Source organism: Macrococcus psychrotolerans (assembly GCF_038095555.1).
Classification (GTDB): domain Bacteria; phylum Bacillota; class Bacilli; order Staphylococcales; family Staphylococcaceae; genus Macrococcoides; species Macrococcoides psychrotolerans.
Genome location: NZ_CP124591.1, coordinates 1,094,882 through 1,116,011 on the forward strand (window position 1 = coordinate 1,094,882; position 21,130 = coordinate 1,116,011).

Sequence of the window (21,130 nt, forward strand, 5' to 3'; positions counted from 1 at the left end):
CTTAAATGTTTAACGCTTCACTAATAAGTTTTGATTGTACGATTTTATGAATTTCATTATCACCTTCAGCTGGTGCTGCACGATGTGGTCGCCCATAATACGATAATTTTACCTTAGCAGGCTTAATGTTATTTAATAATGGATAAATATAATGCCAAGAACCTTGATTCTTCGGTTCTTCCTGTACGAAACCAATTTCTGTTAATCCTTTTAGATCATCTATAATCGCTTTAATATCTTGTTCTGGGAACGGATAAATCTGCTCAAGGCGAATGACATGAACTTCGTCATTTGGATTTTTAGTAAGCTCTGTCATAAGGTCCACAGCAACCTTACCACTTGCAATTAAGAGTTTCTTAACTTTTGTTTTCTTGTATTCACTAGAAATAATCGCTTTAAAGCCGCCTTCAGTGAATTTCTCAATCGTATCAGAAACAAAGTTATTACGTAATAAGCTTTTTGGGCTCATTATTACAAGAGGACGCATTCTGTCTGTTCCTAAATATTGAGCTTGACGTCTTAATAAATGGAAATAGTTTGCCGTACTCGATAGATTCGCAACTGTCCAGTTGTGTTCAGCTGCTAGTTGTAAGAATCGCTCCAATCTAGCAGAAGAGTGCTCTGGACCTTGTCCTTCATATGCATGCGGGAGCAATAATGTAAGACCACTTTTTTCTCCCCATTTTGCTTCAGCACTACTAATGAAATTATCAAAGATCATTTGCGCCATATTAGCAAAGTCACCATACTGCGCTTCCCAAACCGCTAAAGCTTTATTGTTTTGCAGGTTATATCCATATTCAAATCCAACAACAGCCGCTTCTGATAACGGTGAATTGTGAATATCGAATGAACTTTGGGCACCTTCAATGTGTTGTAAAGGGATATACTTATCACCATTCTTAACATCATGGAGTACTGCGTGACGGTGTGCAAATGTTCCACGTTCAGCATCCTGCCCAGTATGTCGTACTGGATTACCATCTTGAATAATTGTTCCATAAGCTAAAAGTTCTGCATGACCCCAGTCAACAAGTCCATCCTTCATAAATGGATCATTACGTCTCTCTAAAATCTTCTGCAGCTTATTGAACACTGTGAATTCTTCTGGCGTTGATAACATATCCTCATTTAACTGTTTCAACTGTTCTAATGCTACACCTGTATCTAATTTTTCATATCCAGCTTCAACAGCTTCCGGCATTTGCATCTCACTGTCATTATTGACTGAAGATTTATCAATTGCATCATGAGCTGAACGAAGTCTGGAAGCTACATCTTCAAAGATTTCATTCATTTCATCCTCAGTAATTACGGAAGCTTCAACTAGTGACTTACCATATAGAATTTCTATACTTGGATGACCTTTAACCTCTTTATACAGCATTGGATTCGTCACTGTAGGTTCATCCATTTCATTATGTCCGTAACGTCGGTAACCTACAAGATCAATAACGAAATCTTTATTGAATTTCTGTCGATAAGCCATCGCAAGTTCAATTGCTTCGATACATGCTTCCAGATCATCAGCATTAACATGGATGATTGGTAAATCATAGCCCTTAGCAACATCTGTAGCATATGTAGTTGAACGTGAATCATAAGATTCTGTTGTAAAACCTACACGGTTATTTGTAATGATGTGCAGTGATCCTCCAACTGAATACCCCTTAAGATTACTTAAGTTCATACTTTCGAAGTTGATACCTTGACCCGGAAATGCTGCATCACCATGTATTAACACAGCAAGTGCTTTATTAAAGTCCTGTTCTGGTTTATTGACACCCTCTGTAACTTCCTGTACCGCTCTTGTCTTTCCTAGTACAACGGGCGCAACTATTTCAAGATGAGATGGGTTGTTTGCTAAAGAAATGGTCTGCGTTTTACCAAAGCGTGTCGTTGTTTTTGTACCACCTAGATGATATTTAACATCCCCAGTCCATCCTTTTGTGACAACTAGCGAACCATCTTCAGGAAGGAACTTCATTGGATCAGTATGCATAAATTCTGAAAGCATCATTTCGTATGGTTTTTCAAGGATATGTGTCAGAACGTTTAGTCGCCCACGATGTGCCATTCCAATTTCAATGTCCTGAATGTTATTTTCACTGGCAAACTTTATAACATTCTCAAGCATTGGTACAAGCGCATCTACCCCTTCAATAGAGAAACGTTTTGCACCGACGAAATTCTTATGGATATACTTTTCAAAGCCTTCTACACGTGCGACGCTTTTAAGCAATTCAACTTTCTCTTCTTTACTGAAATCTCTTTTTACCTTACTTTCAATTGTAGTTTTCAGCCACTCGCGTTCCTCACTATTGTTGATATGAGAAACTTCATAAGCAATCGGACCTTGATAAGTCTGCTGCATTTCAGTAACTGCTTCAAGAGCATTGTTTAATCTTTCTCCATAATGCTCAGAAACAAGAGAAGCAGGTAACTGCTTTAATACTTCTTCAGAAAGTCCGAAATCTTCTACAGAAAGCTTGAGATGCTGATCACGCTTCGGTTTATATAAGGGATAAATATCAGCTTTTAGATGCCCGTACTGTCTGATATTATCTACAAGGCGCATCAATCTCTTGATGATATCTGCGTCTGTATTACCTATTCTAGAATTCCCCTTACTCCCCTGAATATTAGAAAACAGTTCCTGTAGTTCATCAGAGACTGATGAAGGATCATTTTGATATTGATCGAACATTTCAAGAAGTATTCCTAAATTTGTACCAAATCTAGGAGGTGCTTCTTCTAGGTTCTTACCTTTTGTCATGGTTCCACCCTCCATTTTTATAAAACGTTTACATTTTTATTTTAACAAAGCAAAGCATGAAATTAAAGAGGTAAAACATAACTTTGTGAAATATTATGAGCGAATTGGTAGCTGTATCTTAACTTTTGTATAGACATGTAATTCACTTTCAATAGAAACAGTGCCTGAATACGTCTCAATCAATTTCTTCGCAATCGACAGACCAAGTCCATTTCCACCTTTAGAGCGTGCACGTGATTTATCTACACGATAGAACCTGTCAAAAATATTCAGCAGATCTTCTTCAGGAATACCGATACCATAATCTATGATTTCGATTTGTGCGAATTTATTTTTTTTTGTTGTCCTAACAATAATGTGTTTATTTTTCTCATCATATTTAATCGCATTATCTAAAAATATCGTTAATATCTGTTCAAAATGAAATCGATTAATCGTCAGTCTGATCATTTTTTCCGAACTATGGAAATCAAAAGTGTATTCAGATTTTAATTGCGAGAAGGCATTAATTCTTGACTTTATTTCTTCATTAATATCAATTACTTCTTGCGGCGAAGACTCAACCAGCGACAAATCTTTCGATAAAATCAATAGTTCTTCAACGAGTTTATTGATTCTAGCCATTTCTTCAATAGATATCGATAAAGATTCTTCAAGAACTTCCGGTTTATTCTTGCCCCATCTCTTTATAAGATTAAGATGGCCATTGATAATCTGTAATGGTGTTCTAAGTTCATGTGATGCGTCTTCAACAAACTGTTTTTGTTGGTCAAATGACTGCTCAAGCTGTGTCATCATCTCATTGAAAGTTTCAATGAGATCATTTGTTTCATGATATTGAGTTGAAAAAGCGAGTTTATTTTGAAAGCCATCTCTTTTTATCCGTTTCATCTGTTCAGCAATCATACGAATAGGTTTCGTAATCTGGCCTGAGAACACATAGCTTAGCATGGCCGTCAAAAATAGTGCGGTTAAGCTGGAGAAGCTGCTGATAATGATTAAGAATTCGATGACATCGTCATGGTTTTTTAAAGAGTGCACTAATACAACATAGCCATGAAAGTTGGCATTATTAAGTGGTGAATACATAACGATATAATTTTTGCCTTGATGTACTTCGTCTTTAGATACTATCTTAGTTGTTGGATTGAATGCGATATCAACCTTCTCCGCAGATTGACCCGAAATACTGAAAAGCTGTTCTCCTTGCCTATTAAAATAAACAAACGTATCACTCGATGATAGAGATCTACTAAGATCATCAATCTTCAATTCCGCAATATTTTTAGTAGCCATAATCACTGATATATCAGACAAGCTTCTTTTTGCTATTTCAGCTTCCTGCTCCTTTTGATAAACACCGATCAGATAAATGATTAAGAAGCTAAAGAGCATGAAAACGATAAATGAAATTGTCGTTGTAAGCAGCATCCACTTAATTCTTAAAGACTGTGATACCTTCATCGAATAACATACCCTACACCGCGAACAGTTTCTATCAGTTGATGCTGACCAAAAGGTTTCAGTTTGTTTCTTAAGTAACGGATGTAAACATCTACGACATTTGTTTCTACCTCATTGTCATAGCCCCAAATAGCTGTAAGCACTTTTTCTCTTGTCATAACATGTCTCTTATTCATCGCAAGTAATTTCAGCAGTTCAAATTCAGTTTTAGTCAGCTCGATAAGCTGATTATCACACGAGACAGTAAACGCCTCCTTATCAATCTGGAGGTTTCCTACAACAAGCAGATGTTCACCATCATCTTCATTCTTATTGCGACGGAGTAATGCTCTTAATCTCGCTAACAATTCTTCAATATCAAATGGTTTAACGATATAATCATCTGCACCGTAGTCAAGCCCTATTACTTTGTCATATGTCTCACCTTTTGCAGTAATCATGATTACAGGCGTGTCCTTTTCACTTCTAAGTTTTCTACAAACTTCAAGTCCATTGAGTTTAGGCAGCATTATATCGAGTAATATACAATCATATTCCGAGCTAAGTGCCTCTTGCAGACCATTTTCTCCATCATACATTACAGTTACATCGTAAGATTCATGTGTGAGCTCCAGCTCGATAAATCTCGCTAAGTTCGCTTCATCTTCAACTACTAGAATACGTTTCATCGGGACACTTCCTATGTTAAATATTTCTTTTGAATCTCTTGTATCTTCTTCTTTACATCAGGCCACTCATCATCAATGACAGAATAAATGATCAAATTTCTTCTAACACCATGTAAATTGCGCTCCTTACGTATCACACCTTCTTTTTGGAAACCAAGTCTTTCGATCGCTCTATTTGATCTCTCGTTACGTTCATCCGCTTTAATCTGTACACGTACCATATTAAGTGTCTCAAAACAGAATTCGAGCAATAAATATTTACTATCAGTATTTACAAAGGTTTTCTGAGCTTTTACACCAAACCAGGTCGTTCCGATTTCACAGGCATCATTCTCATAGTCAATATCTTTAATGCGTGTGGACCCCACTACTTCATTCGTTGCTTTCAGTACTACGATAAAAGGAATAGACTTCAACGTTTCTCTAAGATGGACTGCATCGATCACCCATTGCTCCATAAGATCCATATTGGTGGCCTGAAACAACATATAGCTCCAGATGGATTCGTGATTGATTTCATGAAGGTCTTTTGCATGCTCAATCTGCATCGGAATTAATTTTATTCTGTCATTTTCCAGTACAAGTGATTCAAATGTATGTATGCTCAATTCAATTACCTCATATCATTAATTTATAAAAAAATAATACCACAAAAAGTTTAAAATTAGCTATTGTTTAGAAAGGAACAATAAAAAGCACCTGACCGGGCAAGTCAGGTGCTTTTGGGCATAAAAGGGGGTGAAAATGCTCATCAGAGGGGGAACTCTATTTAAATGAGAATCATTTTCATTTATTATTATACCTTATTGAGAACGATTGTCAATTACTTTATCTAAAATTAATTGTGATAATAATATACAAACGACTCCTCCAATTATCCCAGCAATAATATCAGTCGGATAATGTACGCCAAGATAAACTCTACTACTTGAAATCATAAGGATAGCAAACACACACATACCGATTAAATAAGGCTTAAAGGGGCTATCCGAATGGTTTTTGATCAAGATTGCCAGACTACCGAAAAACGCACAAGATCCCATAGCATGGCCACTTGGAAAACTAAATCCTGTAATATCTATAAGACGCAATAATGTCGGTCTCTCTCTATCAAAGATATTTTTCAGCAGAGGATTAAGCACGCCAGACAAGATCATAGATAATGCGAAGAATAGCGCATCTATTTTTAACCTTTTAAGCAGAAGATAACATACTATGAGTAAAGACAGCAGAATCATAGACCAGACCTCACCGATTTTTGTGAACCCGAGCATAATTGTAGTTGTAATGAAACTTTCTGAAGAATATATAAATTCATAGACTTCATTATCAATCCATTTTCCAATGCGTGATTCATGGAAAAATGCAATCAATCCAAAGATAAAACTGAATATTAATATCAACAAAATTCTTTTCGCCTGAGACATAATTCTACTCCTTAACTAGCATCGGCTATTATTTTCATCAATAGATCATTAGCTGTATATAATGATTTTTGCGAACTCATATTTTGCTGGATTTCGTGTTGATGTTCATTTAAATATTCCAGCTTATCCATTAAATTATTCAGCGTGAATTCTTCTTCCTGTATGACCATAGCATATCCCTGGCTCTCAAACTGAGCAGCATTTTCAATTTGATCTCCTCTACTTTGATCTTTACCGAGTGGCACTAAGATCATAGGCTTCTTTAATGCAAGAAATTCAAAGATAGCATTTGAACCCGCTCTTGAAATAACATAGTTTGTAATCTTGAACAGATGATTCAGTTCTTCACCTGCATATTCTATCTGATAATATCCTTGTCTTGAAATATCATTAGAATTCCCTTTACCTACTAGATGTATGAGCTGATAATTCTCAAGCAGCATATCTAGATTTTCAAATATCACATCGTTGATTTTCTTAGAACCTAATGAACCTCCCATTATCATTACAACAGGCTTATGTTCATTCAATTGCGTGATGGCATATCCTTCTTTAATATGCCCCTCAAAGAGATCCGTTCTGATGATACTACCGACATGATCTCCGCGTTCAGCAGGGATATAGTCCAGCGTCTTTTTAAATGTCGTGTACATTCTGTCAGCAAATTTGAGTGCAATCTTATTGGCAAGACCCGGTGTAACATCAGATTCATGGATTATCGTTCTTATATTCAAAATCTTTGCTGCAATTGTAACAGGGACAGCTACAAATCCACCTTTAGAAAAAATGATATCCGGTTTTTCCTTCTTAAGTATCCTTAAAGCATCTAATACACCTTTTTGAACTTTAAATATATCCTTGACATTTTCAACCGAAAAATATCTACGTAATTTTCCGCTCGAAATCGCATAATATTTAATTTGAGGAAACTGCTCCTTTATGACCTCTGCTTCTATTCCATTTTTTGATCCGATATAAAGACAGCTCACTCCTTCTTTTTCCGCTTCAGGAATGAGTGCCATATTAACGGCAACATGCCCAATCGTTCCTCCACCAGTAAATGCAATTTTCAATTAGACAACCTCCTATTTTTTCTTTGCTTCTTGTATCGCTCTTTTAAGCTGTACATCATCATTTTCAATCTTTTTTGCAAGCTGTGTCATAAATTTATCTGTAGTCTTACCTGTCATTATGCCATCTACGGTAAGATTATTTTCCATTTGAAAGTTCTGGACAGCATACAAAGTAGATTCATCAAATGTGTTATCAACTTTACCCGGATCAAAACCTAATGCTTTAAGGCCCATCTCCATGGATTTTACTTTTGTACTTTTTACATGCAGTGTGAGTACTTCATCCGCATCGAGCATCTGACCATGCACATAAGACGGAAGATCGACCTTAATATCTGGGGTAATTCCTTTTTTATGGATCCATGTACTGTTTGGTGTCAACCACTTCTGTTCAGTATATTTAATCATTGATTTATCTTTAAACGTCGATGTTGTCTGTACGATTCCTTTTCCAAATGATTTATGACCAACAATCTTCGCCTTACCATTATCTTTCAACGCCGCTGCAAAGACTTCCGATGCACTCGCTGATCCTTCATTTAAGAGAATAACTGTTGGAAGATTCTTTGTAAGTGCGTCTTCATCTTTAGAAGCTTTCAATAATTCTTTATTACCCGATACATCTTCCATCTGAACAATAACCTTACCTTTTTCTAAGTAAGTTTCGGCCATCTTTGCTGCTTCATCTAAATAGCCCCCTGGATTATCTCTCAAATCAATTACAACTTGTTTCATCCCTTTATCACGTAGGGATTTAAGTGCATCGGTAAATTCATCAGCGGTACCTTCCTGGAATTTCATTACGGTAATAACCCCTGTACCATCCTTTTTGAAAGTATATTCAATACTGTTCATATGTATTTTATCACGCGTAATTTTAACATCGAAAGGTTCAGCATCTCCTCTTTTTAGCGTTAGTGTGACAACCGTCCCTTTCTTGCCTCTCACAAGTTTAACTACATCTTGCGTCGACTTTCCTTCGACAGATTTATCATCAACCGCCATGATAATATCACCAGATTTCACTCCAGCCTTCTGAGCCGGGGCACCCTTGATAGGACTGCTGATCATAATTTTGTTATCTTTCTCTTCAATCTCAGTTCCTATCCCCTGAAAATCTCCTTGCATTGATTCCGTAAAATCATTTTGTTCAGCACTCGTCATATATTCACTATATGGATCGTCAAGTCCACTGACCATTCCTTTGATTGCACCATCAATCAGTTTATCTTTTTCCACTTTCTTATAATACTTTTTATTTAACGTATCATATACGGCATATAACTTTACAAACTCCGATCTTTTTTGCGTATCGTCGCTTATAATCTTCTCGTTGCCACTGAGTATCGCAAATGCTGTTACAGCTGCTGTAATTATTATAGTTGATAAAAGCATCATGATAAATTTAAATGGAGATATCACATAGTTTCTCTCTACATTTTCGGTTGAAGATTTGTCATTCTTGTTATTGTCTTTCATATTTTCACATCCATATACTATTGATTATTATTTTAGTATATAAAAAATATATAAATAAAGCACGTATCATATAAGATACGTGCTAAAATTTTAACCATTCTAAATATTTCTCATATAAACGATCATATGTTGATAAAGACATGCTTGCTGTTCCATACTCTTCGATATAAGTTGATAGCTGATTATAATCGCTTTCATCTTTTGGAAACATTAAATCCAGGAACACCGCTTCAGCAAACTGACCAAACTCATTGCCCGCACCTCGCTCAGTTAAAACAAAATGATAAAATGAAGACCTTACCATTAATTTGTCTCAACAGACAGAACGACAGTTTCGCCTTGAATCAGCAATTCTGGTGCGTCTACAGTAATAGATTTCAGAGTATCTGAATTTGTGATAATTACTGGAGAGATAATAGATGACGCTTGTTCTTCAATTTTTTTGATATCAAATTCAAGCAGTGCATCACCTTTTGTCACTTGATCTCCTTGGGCAACTAATACATTAAAACCTTCACCCTTCATTGTAACAGTCTCAAGACCAACATGGATTAACAGTTCTACACCATTATTGGCCTTTATACCAATGGCATGTTTCGTTGGGAATACATTGATAATTTCACCATCGACAGGGGCAACGACCAGACCATTGGATGGTCTGATACCAAAACCTTCACCCATCATCTTCTGAGCAAAGACTGGATCTGGTATATCTTCGATTGCTATAAAACTCCCTGTAATAGGGGCGACGATCTCTATGTTCTTCTCAGGCTGACTCCCTTTACCAAACAATTTCTTAAACATTATACCACTCCTATTTATTTGTTATTGAACAAAGATAGATATTGTGTATATCCTAACGCTTCAAGTTTATCGTAAGGTATAAACTGGATGCTTGCAGAGTTGATACAGTATCTTAACCCACCTCTGTCAGCTGGACCATCATTGAAGACATGCCCAAGGTGGCTGTCACTTGCATCACTCCTTACTTCTGTACGTGTCATACCATGAGATTTATCAACGAGTTCAATGATTTCATCATCAGAAATTGCCTTAGAAAAACTCGGCCAGCCGCAAGATGAATCAAACTTGTCTTCAGAAGTAAAAAGCGGTTTACCACTCAGTTTATCGACATAGAGTCCTTTATCAAAATGGTTCCAGTATTCATTTTGAAATGGTGGCTCCGTACCGTTTTCTTTAGTCACATAATATTCCATCTCTGTAAGTTCATTTAAGTCTTTATCTTTCATCTTTATTCCCCCAATGCTTTTCAATAAATGCTTTTCTTCCAGAACCCACCTGATAACGTTCATAATGTTCCGGCGCCTTCTTATAGTAATCTTGATGCTCTTTTTCTGCAGCATAGAAATTCTTATAAGGTAATACCGGTGTTGTTATCTTTTGAGCGAATATGCCCGCATCATCGAGCTTTCTAATATACTCTAACGCTTCAATTTTTTGTTGATTGTTATGATAGAAGACTGCCGGCGTATAGCTTTCACCTCGATCATAAAACTGACCTTTATCATCTGTAGGATCAAAAGTCATAAAATAAACCTTTAATATATCTTCGTAAGAAATTTGGGATTCATCATAAGTGACTTGTACTGCCTCTCTATGACCGGTTGTATTAGTGCATACTTCTTCGTAAGATGGATTATCGACATGTCCGCCACTGTATCCACTAACTACTGACTGAACACCAGGAAATGTATCAAAAGGTTTCACAAGACACCAGAAACATCCACCTGCAAAAGTTGCTTTTTGCATGAAATCACTCCTTTATTTTTATATCAAATACCCATTTCTTTGAGGGATTAATCTCCTTGAGCAATAAATTTGTTTTACCATATTCTATCACTCCTAAATCATAGTAAAAAGCAGCTTCCTTCTTATTTAAGCTTACACCATCGGGCAGATTACCAAATTCAGAAACGATAGCCAATAGTTTCTGTTTGCCAAAAGGCAGCTTTCCAATGATTACATCATCAATTTTAAGCTTTAAAATTCCGTCCATATACACTTCTGGTGTTGTGATAAAAGATACGTGGACATCTTGATTTAAAAATTTCGATTTGTTGTGGATTAAAATCTTGCTTGACTTAAAATAAATTTTATTATCTTTATCTTGAGGTAAATACTTTGCTACCGTAGATTCCGAAAGAATCAGTGTGTCATTACTCGATAAATGATTCGTCTTAAAATTCTGTTTTGATACCTCATCGGTCAGCCTAAGATTAAAGATAGTGAATCCAACAATGATAACAGTAACTAATAAGATTGAGAGTATAAACCAGATGGGTGATTTAATTATTCTAGTCATTGTAGCCAAATACCGATAATCCTATTGCACCTGGTCCGGTATGCGTTGACACAATCGGTGTCGTAGTATGAATCGATATATTTTCATCAGTAAAAGGTTCCACTGCAGATTTCACTTTCGTAAGTAAATCATTAGCCTGTGCTTCTGATATACCAATTCTCAAATATTTATATTGTTCGCTCATTTCTTTTACTTCTTTAGTCAGAAGCTTAACGACTGAATTGATTGTACGTACATTCTGAAGAACATGAATCTCGCCATCTACCACTTCTGCAACAGGCTTGAGATTCATCAGTCCACCAATAAAGCCTTTTCCTCGCGAAATTCTTCCGCCTTTTTTTAAATAATCAAGCTGAGAAATCACTAGAAAGAGCTTTGATTGAGTTTTCATATTTTCAATAGCCGCTACTATTTCATCTATCGATTTATGCTTGATGATTAATTCTGCTACATTTTGTATTATAAATCCGTATGATTGTGCGATAAATCCAGAATCGATAACTGTGACCTTTCCATCTACCATACCGGCGGCTGTCTGCGCACTGCCAATAGTCCCGCTCAGACGATGCGTCATATGCAGACTTAATATTTCGTAACCTTCCTCGATATATTTTTGGTATATTTCGACAAACTTACCTGTGGCCGGCTGACTCGTTTTAGGAATTTCCTTAAGTGCTATTAGTTTTTCTAAATATTCATCTGATGTGATTTCTTCCTGATCCAGATATGTTTTACCCTCCATTACAATATTTAATGGTACTTGTACGATACCATGATCTTTTAAATATTGCGCTGGCAAATCGTGTGTAGAATCTACGATTAATTTAATTTTACTCATGTCGTCATCCCTCTTTATTTATTTCTGTTGCAATTATATTCTTGATATAATCAGCTGCTTCCTGTAACGTCAGATCATTAAATATATCTGGCGAAATTTCGGGCAGAATAGTCACTTTCACAGTTCCCGGAACCATTTTCTTACTATCATGTTTTTCCATAATATTTGAAGTACCTTTTATAGCCACTGGTATAATCGGCACTTGTGCTGATTTTGCAAGCTTCAGTGACCCTGCTTTAAAATCTCCTATACCATGTCCTTTACTTCTCGTTCCTTCAGGAAATATAAGTACACTATGCCCTGCTTTTAATGATGCGATTCCATCTTTTATCATCTGTAATGAAGAACGGCGATTTGTTCTATCAAGGTATATACAGTTCATCATTGTCATCCACTTATCGAGAAACGGTATTTTCTTGACTTCGACTTTGGATACAAATCCAAATGGTTTATCAATCGCGTGAATCAGTACAGGAATATCAAAATTACCTTCATGATTACTGACAAATAGGACACTATTTGTAGGAAGTGCATTTTCTTGCTTAACTTGAACTGTGACACCCGCAGTCTTCAGTACAGCATGTGCCCACTTCTTAGGTTCGATAAAAGCAAGCCTATCTCTTTTATACACATCATCCTGTTCAAGTATTTTTTTTTCAATTCGTTTAAATTGCGGTGTAATAAATGCAGCATAACCGATAATTACACTGACTGTCTTCATCATTCTAATCATTTGTATACCTCACAAGATGCATAAAGTGATGAGGTATCACATTCTTCTCATCAAGTACACCTTCTTCTATGGATTTAACTTTAAAATCTTTGAATGTATATTCAGGGAAAAATGCATCTCCAGGATATTTCTCTTCAATAACCGTGACATACATATCATCCACCTTATCAATCATCTGTTCGTATAAGTTTTGTCCACCGAATATAAATACATGACCTTCAAGCAGATCAATTTCCTCTAGACTATAAATCACATCTGCATCGTTCGGTTTAAAATCTTTATCTCGTGTGAGTACTACATTTCGGCGATTAGGTAATGCTTTACCTAATGATTCATATGTTCTGCGCCCCATTACTATCGTGTTATGCGTTGTTAATGTCTTCACTCGTCTGAGATCATTCGGAAGGTGCCATGGCATCTTATTCTCAAATCCAATTACTCTATTTCTATCATGACAAACAATTATAGATAACATATCTGCTCCTTAGACTGCAATCGGCGCTTTAATCGCCGGATGCGCTGTGTAATCGATTATTTCTAGATCTTCATACTCAATATTAAATATATCCTTATCGCTATTAATTTGAAGCTTAGGTGCTTCATAAGATGACCGCATCAACTGTGTTTCAACCGCTTCGATGTGATTCGAATAAATATGTGCATCTCCCATAGAATGGATAAATTCACCCACTTCTAGCCCACATTCTCTCGCAACTAAATGTGTTAGTAGGCTATAGCTTGCAATATTAAAAGGCACGCCAAGAAATACATCTGCACTGCGTTGATACAGCTGACATGAAAGCTTATTATTATTTACATAAAACTGAAACATTGTGTGACAAGGTGGCAGTGCCATCGAATCAATTTCTCCTGGATTCCAGGCTGATACAATATGACGTCTACTATGTGGATTCAACTTAATCTGTTCAATCACTTCCTTTAGCTGATCAGTCACACGATCCTTCGTTTCAAATTGACGCCATTGTTTACCATACACATTCCCTAGATCGCCATAGCGTTGCATAAAATCATCATCCGTCAGAATCTTTTCTTTAAAAATATTCAGCTGCTCTCGATACTGTTCATTAAATTCAGCGTCACGCAATGCACGATGACCAAAATCAGTCATATCCGGACCCATGTATTCATCACTTTCAATCCATTTTAAGAAAGCCCACTCATTCCATATATTGTTATTATATTCAAGCAAGTATCTGATATTCGTATCCCCACGGATAAACCAGATCAGTTCAGTTGCTACAAGTTTGAAAGATACTTTCTTTGTTGTCAGCAATGGAAATCCTTTAGAAAGATCGAATCGCATCTGATGTCCAAAAACTGACAATGTCCCAGTATTCGTTCTATCATCCTTATCCTTACCGGTCTCTAAAATAAGTTTTAATAAATTATGATATTCAAGGTCAAAAGAATTCATATCGCCACCTCTTTCTATTTTTACTTATATACATTATAATACAGATATATAGGCGACATTTAAAGAATTACATATTGTAATATTAAACGCGCATATTTGTATAACAGAGGAGTGAATTGCATGGATGCTTCAATCATGGTAGTTTCAGGATTATTTCTTTTATTATGCTATATGATCAGTATGTGTATTACTGAATAGTTATTATTCAGTGCATAAAAAATAAGGATCCAGGACAATTCCTGAATCCTTATTTTTTTAATATGCCATAATGTGTAATCGTATTTCTTCTGATATTCATTTCAAATGGGTACTGCGAAATTAATGGTGAATTATATTCTGCACGTAAGACTAATTTGGCGTCCCTTTGAACAACATTATCCAGTAACGATCTTGCATCCTGCTTATCCCCAGTCAAAAAATTGACTAACGCACTAATATTAGAAGTATCAACAGTATTCTGATAAAGACAGTCCACATATATCACATCAAATAGTGTATCATCCTGTTCAATGGAGCCAAAGACAAAATTAATCGAATTAAAAGCTTCTCTCAGTTCTGGGTTGATAACATTACAATAGTAATTCATGCTCCATTTTATCGCAAAATGTATATAAAAATTTTGTTCATAGGCATAAAAGTTTGCGCGCTGTAATGTTCTGGCCATCAGCATCAGGTCGTTACCTAACCCCATCGTACAGTCTGCGATAAGAAGAGAGGCATCAGCATTATCAGTAACCGCAGCAACAAGTGGTGGAAGTATGCCTGTTTTTACGTACTGTTTATATTTAATATTCATCGTACTTTCCTGGTAACTGATTTTGTTATCAATTTGAGTATAAAGATAGATACCGTTTTTCTGGATGATTAGAAGTGGTATATCACTTTCAATGAAGAAAGACTTTACTGTCTTTTTCCCTCTAATGATAACCTTCGTATCAGAATAATAATTTTCCAGATCCTTTACAATCATACTGACGTAATCAAGAACACATTCATCCGGATTAACACACGTTGTTATCCTCAGCTTATACGCAGTGTTCATCAAACTGCTCTTTAATATCCATACATAATTCTTCAACCGGTCGTCCTTCAATATGTTCTCTCGGTATAAAGCCTACGAGCGTACTTCCTTTGAATAATGCCATAGATGGACTTGAAGGCGCTTGCCCGATATAACCTCTCATTGTTTCAGTCGCCAATTTATCCTGTCCAGCAAAGACCGTAACAATATGGTCTGGTTTAACTGGATTTTGTGTCGCAACCGTAACAGCAGCAGGTCTTGCAAGGCCTGCTGCACAGCCACATACAGAATTAATGACAACAAACGTAGTAGCATCCCCTGCTTCACTAAAATGTTTATCGACCGCTTCACTACTTTCTAATGATTTAAAACCATTGTTTGTTAACTCACTTCTCATACCCTCTGATAATTGTTTCATATATTGTTCGTATGCATTCATAATGATTCTCCTTTATTTCTGTTAGCTATTTGTTTCCATACTGATCCGGCTGCGCTTTCACCATTCTTGATACGTTCGTAAGCCATCTGCACTTGTAACTTTACATCAAATGCTTCGTCTTCTAAATGAGCTTCTAAATATGGAAGACTAGTTTCGTCACCTTCATCATAGATAAACATAGCGGCACGCCATCTGACGATTGGTGCTTTATCATTTAATGCCTGGTGCATCGTATCAAGACTTGCTTTATATCCTAGATCACTAATTGTGTCTCCTGCAGTTCTTCGTACCGCAATATTTCTATCCTTCATTGCCTCATCCAGCAATGGAAGGACATCACGTGATTCTATCATGCCAAGGAACATTACAGCAAGTCTTCTTAGCTGAGGTTTATCATCACTTAATACCACTTTCAGGAACGGAATATCGCTGATATCAGGTGTCGGGTAATGATCCAGCATACGATAGCGTTCCTTCCAGTCATCTGTACTTAAATAAGTCTCTATTGAAACACGTTCCAGCTGTTTAGAATGATCTTCGTATCTATTTGCTTTACCCGCTTCAACAAGTTCCTGTAATCTTTCAGCAGGATATAGTGCATCAATCTCTTCTTTTACAGTATTAACAATCTCTTCATCTGTACCATACCTTATTCCATAATCGACCCAGCGTCTTAATAATATAACATTATCATCATCATTCTGACTGTCGAGCATTGCGTCAATAAAGCGTAAATCAAGTTGTTTACGTACTTCACTATCCAGATAAGTTATCTTAATCTGATATGGGATATTTTTGAATTCCAGTACTTCTACCTGCTTTTCACCCGAATCACTAACTGGCTGATGATTAACATCCGCTATCGATCCACTTGCAAATACCTGTTTTATTTCTGGTAGCAGTATATCCCAGTCGCTGCTCGGATTTTTATCCACTGAAATAAAATCTAATGCATGAAATACTGCTTTTACATTTTTAATATTCAGTAATTCATTGATAAATGCAGGATTAGATGCTTCAATACTTTGGTAAGTTGTACTCTTCATATCTTCTTTGTTAAAATCGAGCGTAATTTTTAATGTGTTTGGACTTGGTGTAGGTTCTATCTTTTTTATTTCCATTTTATCCTCCTATTGCAATACGTTTCCTAGTCTTTTGATTTCTATTCCAACCGTACATTTCTTTATACAGTAATTATGTGCGAACGTCTTATTATGTTCTTTACGATGATATTCTTTTAAGAGACAATGACTACAATAATGGTCATTGAGCTTATCAATAGTACGTAACGTAATTTGCTGATCACTATTCAATAAATCCACCTCATACGATATTATAACAAATTTATATATTTAAGCATGATGCTTTGCTTAACACATGTTGCATTAATACATTTATACCACTATAATACTTAAGTTAACTTTAAAAGGAGGTTTATTATGACAAATGAACTATGGGCTATCGCTGCATTTATCATGACATTTGTGATGCTCGTTATTATGTATAGGTTCTTTGGCAAAGAAGGACTTTTTGTATGGGTTGCAGTGGGCACAGTCATCGCAAATATTCAAGTCACTAAATCAGTTGAACTTTTCGGAATCACTGCAACGCTAGGAAATGTATTATTTGCATCAATTTACCTGGCAACAGACATTTTGAATGATCGTTACGGCAGACAAGTTGCTAAGAAAGCTGTATGGTTAGGTTTTTCATCCGCAATAATAATGACCGTTTTAATGACGATATCTTTACAATTCCATCCAGCTGCAAACGATATTGCACAGCAAAGTCTTAAGACATTATTCGGGGTTGTACCAAGAATCGTACTCGGTTCAATTGTTGCTTATATTATCGGGCAGTACGTGGATGTCTATCTTTTCAATTTGATTAAAAAACGTTTTTCTTCTGATCGTACATTCATTGTAAGAGCTTATGGCAGTACAGTATTCAGCTCAATTATCGACACCGCACTATTCACATTGATTGCCTTTACAGGCCTCATGCCAGGAAATGTTCTTTTTGAAATCTTTATGACCACATATCTATTTAAACTTTTGTCTACTATTTTCAATGTCCCGTTCGGATACTGGGCGAAATCGTTCCATAAAGAGGAAGCATGATGACCCAAGTTTATATAGACGCAGCAACGAGACAAGATCCTTTACAAAGTGCTTGTGGTATTATTTTCAGACATAATTCTGACATTGTAGAGTACGGTGAGTATCTAGGAGATATTGATAATCATCATGCGGAATGGCAGAGCCTGATTATCGCTCTCAAATTGAGTCTACAAAATAACTACACGTCATTACTTATAAAAACAGACTCCAAAATTGTCGCTGATTCTGTACAGAAAAAGTTTGTGAGAAAAGAAGCCTATAAAAATTATCTCAAGGAATATCTAGTGCTTGAATCTCAGTTTGAACTTATCATTTTAGACTGGATACCTAGAGCAGAGAATAAGCATGCAGATACAATCGCAAGAAGAACATTAAACAGATATAGCTGAGCTATATCTGTTTAATGTTCTGTTCTAATATATAAAGTACACCACTCTGATTATTAGAAGGCGCGATAGCACTCGCGTAAGATTTCACCTTACGAGGTGCATTTATCATTGCATAACTGTGACTTGACAGTTTGAACATTTCTATATCATTTTCTCCATCACCAAAGACAACAAGGTCATCCCTACTTACACTTAATTGTTCCATCACTATTTTAAGCATATGCGCTTTATCTGCATAGGCTGTAATATCTATACAGTGCGCTCCGCTATAGACACAATCTAAACTTGCAGGAAGCAACTCAATTATATGTGAAAGTTCATCAGCGGCAGCCGTGACTGTAATTTTCAATACAGATTCATCAATATCATCATTAACAGTAAACACCTTGATATCTGGATAATAGGGCTGTATCATCCTTCGGTAACTTTCTGAAGCTGTCTGGTGAATAAAGGCATTGTTTATCGTTGATACTACAAACTCATAATTTGTATCGATAAGACGTGTTATCGCTGTACAAACATCACGTTGCGCAATCAACTTATATCTCTTTATATCATCTAACTCAAGCGATGCGCCATTGGCACCAATATAAATAATGTCATTGTACTCAGCAAAAAAATATTTTAAATACGAAGAGTGATTACTGCTGGCTACAACGAAACGAATATTATTGTGCAGCATTTTATCATAAATATGTTTAAACCTTACCTCGTCATATTCATTATTATCATTTAAAAAAGTACCATCCATATCTACCGCAACTAACTTCATTTAGATTTTCCTTTCACGTGAAACATCGTATTCAAAGTATATTTTGTTGATTTTCCTATACCAACCTTCTTTATCTCATCATCTTTTTGAAGGCTCACTAAGGCGCGCTCTATTGTTTTTCTGCTGATATCAGCCAGCTTAAGTTCAATATCCGTTCTAGATAAAGGTGTAAATGACTGATTAATTACTTCCAGCACTCTATAATAAGGATCGTATTTGTTCATATTAATCAGTTCGAACTGATTAAAAAACTGCTCATAACATTGATGGATAATCTCGAGATAAAAACAGTAAAAGTCAACAAACGGACTATCTGGCTGCATCACTTCAAGATACTCATCTGCTCTTTCGGCTATGTATTGCTCTATATTATGGTACTTCACAACAATAAATCCGCTTTTAAGCAGCAGCAATGTTAAGAGTAGATGGGTTAATTTACGATTATCTTCCTCAAATATATGTTCTTTATTAAAAGAGTATATAAAGGTGAGAACTCGTTCAAGCGCATTATAATGATCACTTATCTGTTCATAATATGCTTGAGTTGAAGTGTGCAACATAGATGTATTTTGCTGTTTTATCTTTTCAATCATTGCATTATTACCCAATGACATTTCAAGATAAATACGTTCAATTTCTATAGGTAATAAATCAATAAACTCATAATCATTAAATATGTATACTAACGCATCTCGATAACCCATTAAAATCATATCATCATTATTTTTAATACTACTTTTATAGTCCACCATCTGAATCAGTTTGGTATTTGCAAAATAGAAGCTATCTAATTGCATTGTATATTTAAGAGCATTAATCATTGTAATTCTTTGTAATTTTTGCAAAGCAGTGTGATGTCTCTCGCCGATAAGACGCTGCATGCCTTTATACTCATATATCTGTGTTGCAAGATCCAATATTTTCAGTTGTTTAGTATCGAATATATAACTCATAATCCCACCCTTTCCTCAGTCAATTAATTATAATTGACTGAGGAAATGATATCAATCTAAAAATTATTTCCCAATCAGAAATCTACTTACAGATTTTAACTCATGCTTATCACAGACACTTCTTATAAACTCATAATCAGAAACATACGACATACGTTTTTTTATATCCTCAAGGTTGATAGGTACCTCTGTATGAATTTCAGCTAAACGTCTCGAAATTTTCAAAGCATCGATCGATGTCATGATTTTGTTTTGCTGTCCTTTTGGCAATTCTTCTAATGAAGCTAGAACGCCGCTCACATCTCGATAAGACTGGATCAATTTTACCGCCGTTTTTTCTCCTATACCTTTAACGCCGGGATAACCATCCGCTGTATCACCCATAAATGCTTTAACATCGATAAGTTGCTTTGGTTTAAGGTGATATTCTTCTTCAAATCGATTCAAATCGTACTTGCTATATATACTGAAACCTTTTTTTATAAGCCAAATTTCAATATTTTCATCTAATATCTGCAGTAGATCTCGGTCGCCGCTTATTACAGTGATATGGTATTCCTTATCAAGATATTTCGCTAACGTACCAATAACGTCGTCTGCTTCAAATTGATGAACCCCTATATTAACAAATCCTAGTTCTTCTGAAATGCGCTGCGCCATTTCAAACTGTGGAATCATCTCCTCTTGTGGTGCAGGACGATGCGCCTTGTAATTACTATCGATGTCATTTCTGAAAGTTTTGGCACCCATATCCCAGCATACAATGACGTGTGCTGCATGCGTGTCTTCGATCGCGCTAATTGCATGCTTTATAAACCCTTGCACACCATTCGTAGGTATACCCTCATGATTTCTCATATAGTTTCCATGAAGACTTGTTGCAAAGAAGTGTCGAAATAACAATGCCATCCCATCTATAATCAGTACATTTTTCATATTAATCTCCAGTCTCAATTTTATCAGGATAAAACGATATCCATTCAGAAAAGCTATCTGCATATAATGCCACGTCTCTATCCACAGATCTTAATGCCGCACGATCATTTATATATCCGCCTTCAAATCAATAATTATACGGAATATTGATTTGAAGGAATGTGACCACCAACCGCATCGATTGGTTCAAGCAATCCTATAAACCTCTCCTAAGATCTCGCATCTACAAGTATACGTTCTTCATCATTTTTCAACAAGGGTTCTATATCTAAAAATATTGATTT

At 35.9% G+C, this 21,130-nt stretch carries 25 protein-coding genes; 2 read left to right on the forward strand and 23 right to left on the reverse strand.

Going from position 1 to position 21,130, the window contains the following annotated elements; translation table 11 throughout:
- Position 1: 1 nt before the first annotated feature.
- The 20 genes from QA539_RS05515 to QA539_RS05610 form a co-directional block, all read right to left on the reverse strand.
- Positions 2–2,776, reverse strand: coding sequence for a 2-oxoglutarate dehydrogenase E1 component (locus QA539_RS05515; protein ID WP_419894930.1), 2,775 nt, complete (start codon positions 2,774–2,776; stop codon positions 2–4).
- A gap of 93 nt (positions 2,777–2,869) precedes the next feature.
- Entirely contained in the window at positions 2,870–4,240 is a 1,371-nt protein-coding gene (locus tag QA539_RS05520) for a HAMP domain-containing sensor histidine kinase (protein WP_419894931.1), read from the reverse strand.
- Complete coding sequence (locus QA539_RS05525; RefSeq protein ID WP_413474590.1) at positions 4,237–4,908, reverse strand: response regulator transcription factor; 672 nt, start codon at positions 4,906–4,908, stop codon at positions 4,237–4,239. Before QA539_RS05525 ends, QA539_RS05520 begins: the two co-directional genes overlap by 4 nt.
- An 11-nt stretch (positions 4,909–4,919) precedes the next feature.
- Positions 4,920–5,516, reverse strand: a complete 597-nt coding sequence (locus QA539_RS05530) for a GNAT family N-acetyltransferase (RefSeq protein ID WP_012656972.1) — start codon at positions 5,514–5,516, stop codon at positions 4,920–4,922.
- A 195-nt stretch (positions 5,517–5,711) separates the two neighbouring features.
- Entirely contained in the window at positions 5,712–6,335 is a 624-nt protein-coding gene (locus QA539_RS05535) for a phosphatase PAP2 family protein (RefSeq protein ID WP_413474588.1), read from the reverse strand.
- Between the two features lie 11 nt (positions 6,336–6,346).
- Positions 6,347–7,357 (reverse strand): undecaprenyldiphospho-muramoylpentapeptide beta-N-acetylglucosaminyltransferase, encoded by a 1,011-nt coding sequence (locus QA539_RS05540; RefSeq protein ID WP_244595302.1) that lies wholly within the window; start codon positions 7,355–7,357, stop codon positions 6,347–6,349.
- A gap of 63 nt (positions 7,358–7,420) precedes the next feature.
- On the reverse strand, positions 7,421–8,887 hold the full coding sequence (locus QA539_RS05545; RefSeq protein WP_099483575.1) for a S41 family peptidase: 1,467 nt from the start codon (positions 8,885–8,887) through the stop codon (positions 7,421–7,423).
- A gap of 82 nt (positions 8,888–8,969) precedes the next feature.
- Positions 8,970–9,191 carry a YozE family protein gene (locus tag QA539_RS05550; protein ID WP_219491683.1) on the reverse strand — a complete coding sequence of 74 codons (222 nt, stop codon included), beginning with the start codon at positions 9,189–9,191 and terminating at the stop codon, positions 8,970–8,972.
- Positions 9,191–9,691 carry a PTS sugar transporter subunit IIA gene (locus QA539_RS05555; RefSeq protein ID WP_219491686.1) on the reverse strand — a complete coding sequence of 167 codons (501 nt, stop codon included), beginning with the start codon at positions 9,689–9,691 and terminating at the stop codon, positions 9,191–9,193. The genes QA539_RS05550 and QA539_RS05555 overlap by 1 nt, the downstream gene beginning before the upstream one ends.
- Positions 9,692–9,705: 14 nt before the next feature.
- Complete coding sequence (msrB, locus tag QA539_RS05560) at positions 9,706–10,137, reverse strand: peptide-methionine (R)-S-oxide reductase MsrB (protein WP_219491687.1); 432 nt, start codon at positions 10,135–10,137, stop codon at positions 9,706–9,708.
- Positions 10,127–10,657 (reverse strand): peptide-methionine (S)-S-oxide reductase MsrA, encoded by a 531-nt coding sequence (gene msrA, locus QA539_RS05565; protein WP_099483572.1) that lies wholly within the window; start codon positions 10,655–10,657, stop codon positions 10,127–10,129. The genes msrB and msrA overlap by 11 nt, the downstream gene beginning before the upstream one ends.
- A 4-nt stretch (positions 10,658–10,661) precedes the next feature.
- The gene (locus QA539_RS05570) at positions 10,662–11,210 is read right to left on the reverse strand and encodes a DUF2140 family protein (protein WP_241427512.1); all 549 of its coding nucleotides are present in this window, start codon (positions 11,208–11,210) and stop codon (positions 10,662–10,664) included.
- Positions 11,203–12,048 carry a DegV family protein gene (locus tag QA539_RS05575; RefSeq protein WP_419894932.1) on the reverse strand — a complete coding sequence of 282 codons (846 nt, stop codon included), beginning with the start codon at positions 12,046–12,048 and terminating at the stop codon, positions 11,203–11,205. The genes QA539_RS05570 and QA539_RS05575 overlap by 8 nt, the downstream gene beginning before the upstream one ends.
- A 4-nt stretch (positions 12,049–12,052) precedes the next feature.
- Positions 12,053–12,781, reverse strand: a complete 729-nt coding sequence (locus QA539_RS05580; protein WP_283722145.1) for a lysophospholipid acyltransferase family protein — start codon at positions 12,779–12,781, stop codon at positions 12,053–12,055.
- On the reverse strand, positions 12,774–13,256 hold the full coding sequence (locus QA539_RS05585) for a dihydrofolate reductase (protein ID WP_219491699.1): 483 nt from the start codon (positions 13,254–13,256) through the stop codon (positions 12,774–12,776). Before QA539_RS05585 ends, QA539_RS05580 begins: the two co-directional genes overlap by 8 nt.
- Positions 13,257–13,265: 9 nt before the next feature.
- A complete protein-coding gene (locus tag QA539_RS05590; protein WP_283722144.1) occupies positions 13,266–14,216 on the reverse strand; it encodes a thymidylate synthase in 951 nt (316 codons plus the stop codon).
- Between the two features lie 247 nt (positions 14,217–14,463).
- On the reverse strand, positions 14,464–15,294 hold the full coding sequence (locus QA539_RS05595) for a hypothetical protein (RefSeq protein WP_419894933.1): 831 nt from the start codon (positions 15,292–15,294) through the stop codon (positions 14,464–14,466).
- A complete protein-coding gene (locus QA539_RS05600; protein ID WP_283722143.1) occupies positions 15,242–15,676 on the reverse strand; it encodes a BrxA/BrxB family bacilliredoxin in 435 nt (144 codons plus the stop codon). The genes QA539_RS05595 and QA539_RS05600 overlap by 53 nt, the downstream gene beginning before the upstream one ends.
- Positions 15,673–16,797 (reverse strand): virulence factor, encoded by a 1,125-nt coding sequence (locus QA539_RS05605; protein WP_419894934.1) that lies wholly within the window; start codon positions 16,795–16,797, stop codon positions 15,673–15,675. Before QA539_RS05605 ends, QA539_RS05600 begins: the two co-directional genes overlap by 4 nt.
- Positions 16,798–16,806: 9 nt before the next feature.
- Positions 16,807–16,989, reverse strand: a complete 183-nt coding sequence (locus QA539_RS05610; protein ID WP_413474579.1) for a zinc-finger domain-containing protein — start codon at positions 16,987–16,989, stop codon at positions 16,807–16,809.
- Positions 16,990–17,115: 126 nt separating this feature from the next.
- Between QA539_RS05610 and QA539_RS05615 the strand changes: the two genes are divergently transcribed.
- Positions 17,116–17,796, forward strand: a complete 681-nt coding sequence (locus QA539_RS05615) for a queuosine precursor transporter (protein ID WP_219491712.1) — start codon at positions 17,116–17,118, stop codon at positions 17,794–17,796.
- Complete coding sequence (locus tag QA539_RS05620) at positions 17,796–18,185, forward strand: ribonuclease HI family protein (protein WP_219495198.1); 390 nt, start codon at positions 17,796–17,798, stop codon at positions 18,183–18,185. The genes QA539_RS05615 and QA539_RS05620 overlap by 1 nt, the downstream gene beginning before the upstream one ends.
- 1 nt (position 18,186) lies before the next feature.
- On the opposite strand, the gene QA539_RS05625 is transcribed toward QA539_RS05620, so the two are convergent.
- The 3 genes from QA539_RS05625 to QA539_RS05635 all read right to left on the reverse strand — a co-directional run bounded on the left by QA539_RS05625 (position 18,187) and on the right by QA539_RS05635 (position 20,846).
- Complete coding sequence (locus QA539_RS05625; protein WP_419894935.1) at positions 18,187–18,957, reverse strand: HAD-IIB family hydrolase; 771 nt, start codon at positions 18,955–18,957, stop codon at positions 18,187–18,189.
- On the reverse strand, positions 18,954–19,910 hold the full coding sequence (locus QA539_RS05630; RefSeq protein ID WP_283722138.1) for a hypothetical protein: 957 nt from the start codon (positions 19,908–19,910) through the stop codon (positions 18,954–18,956). The genes QA539_RS05625 and QA539_RS05630 overlap by 4 nt, the downstream gene beginning before the upstream one ends.
- Before the next feature lie 63 nt (positions 19,911–19,973).
- Positions 19,974–20,846, reverse strand: a complete 873-nt coding sequence (locus tag QA539_RS05635) for a 5'-3' exonuclease (RefSeq protein ID WP_283722137.1) — start codon at positions 20,844–20,846, stop codon at positions 19,974–19,976.
- Between the last annotated feature and the right edge of the window lie 284 nt (positions 20,847–21,130).